The sequence below is a fragment of the Thermogemmatispora sp. genome (assembly GCF_019683635.1).
GTDB lineage: Bacteria > Chloroflexota > Ktedonobacteria > Ktedonobacterales > Ktedonobacteraceae > Thermogemmatispora.
In genome coordinates this window covers 1-8,435 of sequence record NZ_JADGIA010000213.1, presented here as the reverse complement: position 1 = coordinate 8,435, position 8,435 = coordinate 1, and the positions used below count along the sequence as shown (strand labels likewise).

The window sequence follows — 8,435 nt, the reverse complement described above, 5'->3', positions numbered from 1 at the left end:
ATATATATCTGTCATGTAACACATAAAAAGGAGAGCGTCTCATGGAAAAAGAGCACGACACCGGAATGACCCGGGAACCAGAGCGCGAAGAAACAAGCTTGCCCATTCACCTGCCGCCTTTCGATGAGGAAAGCATTGACGTCAGCCGGGTGGAGACTATCGAGACCAGAGCGGTTGCCGACGAAGACGAGGAGCTACCGCCGGTGGGGCGCACCAATCGGACCGTGTTCTGGTCGGTGATGCTGCTCGCGGCCCTGGTGCTCTTTGGCATGCTCGGAGCAGTTGAGAACGGGGCCATAGCCCTGGCAGCAGCGGCGCCGCTGCCGGTCACGGTGCAGGCCAAGGTTTTGCAGGCCAAGAACTTCCATCTCTACCCGGGCATCTCGCCCGCCGATAATAGCACGCCGGTGGCAGTCAACCAGCTCGATGGAACCATCACTGACCTGGTGATCAGCAAGAGCATCAGCCTGGGACCCCTGGGCACAGTGACTGTCAAGCTGGAGGCCGGCCAGAACACACCGGTGTCGGTGACGGGGCTGACGAACGACGCTACGGGATTGCAGGCCGACGAGGGTCAGTTCCAGAACCTCGTGCTCAGCACCGGCCCCAATCCTTTTGATCAGACGGCCACCAGCGCGACGCTGACCAATCTAACCATTAATTCCCCATACCAGGCTGCTAATAGCATCACGCTGCCCGGTCTGACGCTGAGCATCACCCATAGCTAATAAAAGCTGACGAGAGACGGATCGCCTCCTGTAAGGCCCGTCCATCGCCACCGCGCGGGTGCAGCTGGTGCTCCCGGGGTCGGCTGCACTCGCGCTCTCTCCCCGTCTGGTATTCCAGATAGCACGACTGCCATCTGATGGTATTTTTCTTCCTATCCTCTTAAGCTCAGCGGACGAGTAAGTTGCGCAATGAATAAAGGTCAGGCCAAGCTATGAAGAAGAAGCGTTCTCCAGCAGTGCTGGCATTCTGGGGGAAAGTCGGCGCACTCTGTTCTTTTCTGGTGCTCTTGATTCCAGCCTTTGTTGCGGGGGGCCAGGTGGCCTTCGCCGCTGGTCCAGCGACGGCACCGCAGGCCGGACCGGTGTTCTGTCTGCCGCCGCTAATTCCGTGTCATTATCGCACGCCGACCCCAACACCGACTGTTGATCCACCAACCCCAACGCCGACACCTTCGCCGACGCCTCCGCCGCGGGCGACACCCACGCCGGGCGAAACAGCCACGGCAACCCCAGCGCCGAGCGCGGTCCCATCGGTCACTGTGACACCTGGGGCAACGGTGACAGTGACGGTGACGCCAACACCGACCCCTACAGCTACGCCGAAGCCGACGATTCTCACGGCACCCAACTCGATTGTTTTGCGGGCGAGCGAGATTATTGGGACCAATGCCCACCTGAGTCTTCTGCCCGACCCGCTGCATCCCGTGCTGACCTTCAGTTCAACTACCATGTCCGGGCTGCAGATTTCGCGCGATCTAGGCAGCGTGACTATTACTATCACGGCCTCGGGCACCGCGGTGGCAACCGGCGTCTCAATCAAGACTTCCATCTTGCAGGATATCGTTACTGGCCTGAGCAGTTTCGCCGATAAGGCTGATCTGCTGATCCTGGCTGCTGGGGGCACGGTACCCCGGCTTGTGATGACGAATGTGGTGCTTTATATCGATCGCTCGCTCAACAGCGCCTCTCTCCAGGCCGAAGGGCTGCAGGTCTCTTTCTCCTGATCCTGATCCTTTTGCCAGCGCAGCTCTTCGCAGCCCAAAGCGAAGCCACAAGAAGGGGGACACTCAGTGCGTCCCCCTCTTGCTCTTCTCTACAGCCAGTACAGTGCCGTAGAGACCCAGAGCAGAGCGAGCAGCAGTAAGTGAGGCGGAGCTGCCTTTGTTACCAGACGGGAGATGCCTTGTTAGGGTCGACTTGGTGAGGCAGTGCTGCCGGGCAGAGGAACCACTTTTGTCGGCAGCAGAGGTAGCGAGGCAGGTGGTCATTGCAGCAGGGAGGCAAGTGGTCGCTGGAGGGAGAAAACCCCGTCTTGCAGACCACCATCTCAGCCGCTCACCTCCTCTGCGTGGCGTCGCAGGGCTTGAGAAGCGGGTTGAGACGGTGGTTCTGGAAGGAAGGCGCACCTGGCAGGACTCGAACCCGCAACCACTTGATCCGAAGTCAAGTCTTTCCTTGAACAGCCGCCCTGCTTCTGAAGCCGCTCTCCAGGCGACGTGACAGCAACCGCTCCTTTGCTCCGCTCGCTTGGCACAAGTTGTCACAGGTTCCTCACGTTCTGACCCTCTGCTGCCTCCAGCAAAGGAAAACTTGTCCATCTTCTGGTCTTTTGAGCAATGTGTTCAGACAGGAAGCTGCACTACGATAACTATAGTCTCTCCTTTCAAAAAAGACAAGAGTGTCAAGTGTTCACTTACCTGTTCTGACGCCTGATTGCTCTTCAGAGCGAGTACCATCTCTCAGAAAGTTTCAGGCCGGACGCTCCCCAGAGCGTGTTCCCTTATGCCGCTCATCTGCAGGGAGCAATCTCCTGCATCCAGCCTGCTCTTTCCTTCAGCGCGCAAATCACCTGGTCTCACCGGGTCCGGTCAGTTGCTCTCCACCTTGGCTGAGTCCGTTTTTCTCTCCCTCTCCCATGCCTTCCTGGTTCCTCCTTTCGGCAGGCAGAAGCCGCCTCATCCCCTCCCTCATTGCTCAGCAAAGGGAAAGACAGGACAGGCGGCTTCTCTCATTCTTAGCTCACCAGCGCCTCCAGCCAGGCAGCCAGATCTACCAGGCGCAATTGCCGTGGCTGCTCGCTGCGATCGAAGGGATCACTGACGATTATCTCTTGCAAGGCTTTCAGCGAGGTGATATGGCTGTAGAGGCCATAGAGGAGGTCCAGCAGGAAGGGTCGGAAGCCCCCTGCTCCTCTTGCTGCAGGAGCCTCTGTTGCACCAGGACAGCTAATGCGGCAAGCACCGGGTGGGTCAGAACCTCCTCGACGGTCAGCGTTACCCCCAGGTGCTGCTTGATCCGCAGCAGGAGCTGCTCCAGGGAGTGCGAATCGCCTCCACTGGTGAAGAAATGGCTCTGTCTCGTGACAGGTTGCTGCAGCGTCTGGGCAACAAGCCTGATCAGCAGCGCCTCCCAGGCCCGCTGTGCCTGCTGCTCGCTGAGGGGCAGGAGTTGGCTGCGCAGGCCAGACTCCCCAGCCGCTGCAGGTGATGGTTTCCCTCTTCGCTGGCCGGGGAGCCACCAGTTCCAGTTCCCGAGCAGACGCATGGTTGCCGGCACCACCAGCGGGCGGATCAGAAAGGCATCCAGCCCGATGGCCACGCAGATGCCCAGGCCCAGCGTTCCCACCAGGAGACAGGTCGGACAGCTCCTTGCGGTTCTAACACCGAGGCAGTGCACCGCCGCCGGACAGGCAGCAGGTCCCGCCAGCGGTGCCCTTTCCCTGGGAGCAAGGAAGAGAGTGCCAGTGCATTGATGCGCGGCCCCAGCAGGCTGAGCACCGCAGGTAAGAGTGTGAGTGCTGCCAGCGCCGCAATGCCTGTCACCAGACAGCCTCCTACCCCCAGAGAGCGTAACAGTGGAATGGGGATCAGCAGCAATGCTCCAAAGCCCAGTGCCACAATGCAGGCACTAAAGGCGATCGCTTCGCCCGCCGTGGCCACCGTGTCAGCCACTGCCTCGGGCACTGCTCCGGTTCGCGCCAGTTCCTCGCGGAAGCGACGGATCAGCAACAGACTATAGTCAATGGCCAGCCCCAGGCCAATGATGCTCACCAGGCTCTCCGTCAGGCTCTGCAACGAGAAGAGTCGTCCCAGCAAGGCAAGTCCGGCCAGCGTCATGATCAGCGTCAGTCCGGCCAGCCCCACCGGGAGCAGACTAGCGAGCAGTCCGTCAAAGACCAGCAGCAGGGCGATCAGGGTCAGGGGCAGCGCCAGCGCTTCTGCCCGGGCTGTATCCACCTGGGTAGCCTGCTGCAGAGCGGCAGCGACTGCGGCCTCACCTGTCAACCGGAGGCGAGCAGGCCCAGGAATGGCTCCCAGTTGGTCCTGCAAGTGCGGAACAAGCGTAGCAATCGTCTCGCTATCCTCATCGAATCCCAAGATCACCAGGGCCGTCTGTCCATTCGGGCTGACTTGCGCCCGGATCGTCAGGACATGGGGAAGACTTCTGGCTCTGGCAACGATCGCCTGCTGTTGCTGAGCAAAGGAGCGGCCCCTGGCCTGTTGGGGTGAGACAGAGAGCACAGCAAATAGCTGCGTCGTCGGCTGGTGGAGACGTTGACGAAGCACAGTCTGCACCTGGGCGGCTTCACTACCAGGCACGGTCGTTCCTCCAGGCCGGAGCACTGCCCCAACCGTCTGCGCCAGTGGCAGGCTGAGGAGCAGCACCAGCAGCCAGGCTCCTACGACTTGCCACCGCCAGTGCACCAGCCAGCGCCCCCACACCAGGCCCAGCCGGAACCCAGGGGGGGATGACTGAGCTTGCTCGTACCTGAGCGCGTTGGTACGAGAGACCCGCAGAGGCGACTGCTCCTGTTCCTGAGAACCAGCGACAACGCTGGAGCCAGAAGCGGTCTGGAGGGGGCGAGTGGGCAGATCTTGTAAGAGAGCCTGCTTGAAGAAGGCAGTCAGACGGGCCACGTAGCGGTCAGGTACTTGCAGACAAGCGCGCACATGTTCCACCCCAGGCACCAGCCAGAGGGCCTTGGGCCGCCGGGCCGCAGCGTAGAGCTGCTGCGCCGCCGCCGGTGGGATCAGCCGATCCTGCTGTCCGTGGATGAGCAAGACCGATCGCGGCGCGATCTGCGCAATCACTTGCACTGGCTCCACTTGTTCGAAGCGATAGCCGGCGTGCCATCTGAGAACCCTGTTGCTCACCCAGTGCAATAGCGGCAGCAACCAGTCCGCCCAGCGTGGCGGCAGGCGCAGGCGCCGTCGTACGACTTGCTCGACCGCCTGCCACTGTGTGGCAAAGGCGCTATCTGCGACGATCGCGGCTACCTCGGGGCAGCAGGCGGCCCCCAGCAAGCTCACAGCTCCTCCCATTGAGAAGCCCAGTGCTCCAATCCGGCAACCCGGCGCTCGCTCTTGTGCATAGCTCACCGCGGCCAAGAAATCCTTCACTTCGCGATAGCCCAGCGTCAGCGGCAAAGAGGCCCCAGCAGGCAGAGGACGCCCATGCCCGAGGTACTCGAAAGCCAGGACGTGATGCCCTGCCTGCCAGAGGGCTCGGCAGATCAGGAGGACATCTTCCACGGGACGCCGATAACCCGGGCTCACGATGATCAGGCTCCGTGCACCGGGCTGGGGGCAGTAGTACCCGGGTACAGGATACGACTCGGACCCGACCGTCACCGGGAAGGAAATGGCTTCGGCAGGCCACCCCACCAGGGCCGGGGTGAGCGTGGAGAACGGAGCCTGCCGCAGAGGCCGAGTAAGCGTCCGTACGACGACCTCGGCCAGCCCCACCAGGCCGAGCGCTCCCAGGCAGCAGAGCACGCCCAGGCCAGCCAGGACTGGGAGAACAATGGGGAAGCTGACCAGCGAGACCAGCCGTCGGACCAGCACCAGGATCGTTCCGGCCAGACCGGCTCTCACCGATTGCTGTCCCCAGAGAAGGAGCAGCAGTCCAGCCATCAGGATCGATAGCGTCTTCCGTCGCAGCATGGGAGAGCGAGGCCGGCCACCGGACGAAGGAAGCCGGTCGGCGGGAGCAGCTTCCAGGTTCAGTTCTTCAGGAGAGCAGGGCATGGCAAGAGGACCTCCTTCACGGAGAGGAAGTCAGCACCGGTCCGCAGCACACTGGCACTGGCTTCTCAGGGGGGCGTCAGCAGAGACAGGGTTTCTCCCGCAGGCAGATCGAGGCCATAGGTCGAGACCAGCCACCCCGTGCCCCCCATCGGAGCCGTGGGGCCCTGCATAGCAGGAGGCACTCGCAGCAGCAGGACCGACATCTGATGGAGCACAGGCTGCCCTGTGGTCGGATCGGCTTGTAGCCCCTGTTGAAGCTGACCCGTTGCCGGATCGCGTCGCATCTGCCAGAGCCAGAAATGCACCGTTACCCAGGCAAAGCGTTGCCCTCCACGGACTTGCAGGGCCACCAACTGTGGCTCTGCATTCACTACTTCCTGAATGAGCTGCTCTCCCACCACCGCATCGTAGAAGGCCGGACTCATCCGGCGATCATTCTGCTGGAAGCGAGCCTTTCCCCCAGGGGTGAGCAGGAACATCGCCGCAGTCAACGTCCCGCCGGGCTTGGTCCGCGTGCCAACGTTGCGGTAATCCAGGCTCATTTCGCGATCGGTAAAGGTAACAGCAGTACGCAGCGCCTCAATGGCATCAGCGCGCGTCAGGCCTGCAGCCGTCCAGCCCGCCGGAAGCGGATCTGCCAGCCATGCGTTGGGAACTCCTGTGGTCCCCTGATTCTGATCTCCTGCCGGGTTCGTGGACCCCGCAGGTCCACTCGGGCCAGGATGACTGGTCGGCGTGGGACGAGGAGCAGGCGTCGAAGGGCTTCCAGTTGGGGTACGCTGGGCCCCTGGCGTACGAACAGTGCGTGTAACGGTGGTCGTGGGAGGTGCCGCGGTACCTCCTGGAGCGGTCTGCGTGGGGGAAGCAGCCCCAGGTGTCGGGGAATGAGCCAGGGCCGTAGCCAGCAGCAGACTCAGGAGCAAGAGGGTCAAGGCCACCAGGCCCAATCGGCGCAGCAGTGACCAGGAGGAGCGCCGGACGATCGTCGCCAGGCCTGCTGACTGCGACGAGTTGGCCTGGCTCGCAGCGGCTTCTGGGACGGTGGGCATCGCCAGTGGGCCAGAACGCTGGGGGAGGAAGAAGGATGAGGCATCCTCAGCGTCCTCTTCCCAGGTGAACCATTCCTGCTCCGCCGCCGGAGGCAGGGCCGGCTCTGCCGCCCGGCTCTCTGCGGCTGCTGACGCTGGTGTAGCCGAGAAGGACGGCACTGGCGGAGGACTCGCTGCCGTGGCGCTATCTGGTGCAAGAGAAGCGCTTGCACTGGTCCCAGCAGCGGGATCAGCCAGAGAGGAATCGCCCTGAGCGGCGGGCTGACGAGGTTCAGAGACAGACATCTCACATCAGCTCCTTTCATCTCATCTGGGACAGGTCATCGTAGAGAAACGGCCTCACACACGCTCCCAGGTGTCCTGCCACCCGCATTCGCCCCGCGAACGCACAGGTTCCTGTGCGCTCAAAGGACGGAAGGTCCGAAGGCGGATAGCGACCCCTGATGGGCGGACTTCGTTGAGCATAGCCCTGGCGACTGGACACCGGGGGGAATTGATCGGGGATGCCCGTGGTCTCCCCCGGGGTCGTGGGAGGAACACCAGGGGAACAGGAGAGGAACGGAAGGGGAGGCAAGCCGGAAGAAGCCGGTCGTTCTGGCTCAGCTCCCTGGAACGGGAAGCGTTTCTGAGTGGGGGAACAAGGCAGGAGAGAGGGCAAGCGAGCTGAGACATTCTGCAGGGGAGCGCTGCCCCCTCATGTGGCGGTGAGGGTCGCCGGGATCAAGAGACCACAAGAGACATCCAGCATGTTTGCTCGATTTTTTACTTTATTACACTAAAAATACTATATCATCATCATTCTCCTTTATCTACTTTCTGCAGGTCGCTTCGAGGATCGCGGCTCCCGGCTGCTCACGCAGCGATCCTCGAAGGGCTTGAGAAGCGCTCGGAGGGGCAAAGTGCCTGGCATCATGACCGCATTAGAGCGGTCACTGCTGACCGCTTTTTTGGGATCATCGAAAAGCCTTGACGGAAGCCGCTCCTGGTGCTATCTTAAGGGGGGTGCCGTCTGAATCAGAGGAACAGCCCGTCGGGGATTGAAAGTTGGAACACACCGGCCCACTGTACCGGATCGGACCGGGTCTGAATCAGAGGAACAGCCCGTCGGGGATTGAAAGTCCGCAGAAAGGTCGAAAGGCATGGGAGAGTTCTCTCCTGTCTGAATCAGAGGAACAGCCCGTCGGGGATTGAAAGTCAGCACCAGCGCGCCGGACCAACTCCGGCGCGTCTACGTCTGAATCAGAGGAACAGCCCGTCTGGGATTGAAAGGTCCTCGTATGGGGTTCCTTCAGGATAGAGCTTCTTCGTCTGAATCAGAGGAACAGCCCGTCGGGGATTGAAAGTCATCCACTGAATGACTGGTATGGTCTGTCTCCAGTGGCGTCTGAATCAGAGGAACAGCCCGTCGGGGATTGAAAGCCCTCGAACTTGGCCAGTTTGGTCAGAATCGGGTCGTCTGAATCAGAGGAACAGCCCGTCGGGGATTGAAACAGACGATGCTCCAGCCGAATGACGCTCTCTTGCTGGGCGGTGTCGGCAAGACCCGCCTCGCCGTCGAGTACGCTCACCGCTATCGCTCCGCCTACCGCGCCGTCCTCTGGGTCAACGCCGCCAGTCTGGATACGCTGCTC

5 protein-coding genes and 1 CRISPR repeat array are annotated in these 8,435 nt (G+C 61.7%); of the genes, 2 read left to right on the top strand and 3 right to left on the bottom strand.

The window, feature by feature from the left end:
- Window positions 1-41 precede the first annotated feature (41 nt).
- Complete coding sequence (locus IRZ31_RS18105; protein ID WP_297156225.1) at window positions 42-728, top strand: DUF6230 family protein; 687 nt, start codon at window positions 42-44, stop codon at window positions 726-728.
- 212 nt (window positions 729-940) lie between these two features.
- Window positions 941-1,732: a hypothetical protein gene (locus IRZ31_RS18100; RefSeq protein ID WP_297156223.1), complete on the top strand. Its 792-nt coding sequence runs from the start codon at window positions 941-943 to the stop codon at window positions 1,730-1,732.
- Between the two features lie 1,117 nt (window positions 1,733-2,849).
- On the opposite strand, the gene IRZ31_RS18095 is transcribed toward IRZ31_RS18100, so the two are convergent.
- The 3 genes from IRZ31_RS18095 to IRZ31_RS18085 form a co-directional block, all read right to left on the bottom strand.
- Window positions 2,850-3,353, bottom strand: coding sequence for a phosphopantetheine-binding protein (locus IRZ31_RS18095; protein ID WP_297156222.1), 504 nt, complete (start codon window positions 3,351-3,353; stop codon window positions 2,850-2,852).
- Window positions 3,299-5,755 (bottom strand): alpha/beta fold hydrolase, encoded by a 2,457-nt coding sequence (locus IRZ31_RS18090; protein ID WP_297156220.1) that lies wholly within the window; start codon window positions 5,753-5,755, stop codon window positions 3,299-3,301. The genes IRZ31_RS18095 and IRZ31_RS18090 overlap by 55 nt, the downstream gene beginning before the upstream one ends.
- A gap of 65 nt (window positions 5,756-5,820) precedes the next feature.
- Entirely contained in the window at window positions 5,821-7,089 is a 1,269-nt protein-coding gene (locus IRZ31_RS18085; protein ID WP_297156218.1) for a hypothetical protein, read from the bottom strand.
- Between the two features lie 722 nt (window positions 7,090-7,811).
- Window positions 7,812-8,294: a CRISPR direct-repeat array (repeat unit 36 nt; unit sequence GTCTGAATCAGAGGAACAGCCCGTCGGGGATTGAAA).
- Window positions 8,295-8,435: the final 141 nt, after the last annotated feature.

Bases quoted from the DNA above. Each gene is read 5' to 3' on its own strand.
- IRZ31_RS18105 (WP_297156225.1), top strand. From the start codon at position 42: ATGGAAAAAGAGCACGACACCGGAATGACCCGGGAACCAGAGCGCGAA.
- IRZ31_RS18100 (WP_297156223.1), top strand. From the start codon at position 941: ATGAAGAAGAAGCGTTCTCCAGCAGTGCTGGCATTCTGGGGGAAAGTC.
- IRZ31_RS18090 (WP_297156220.1), bottom strand. From the start codon at position 5,755: ATGCCCTGCTCTCCTGAAGAACTGAACCTGGAAGCTGCTCCCGCCGAC.
- IRZ31_RS18085 (WP_297156218.1), bottom strand. From the start codon at position 7,089: ATGTCTGTCTCTGAACCTCGTCAGCCCGCCGCTCAGGGCGATTCCTCT.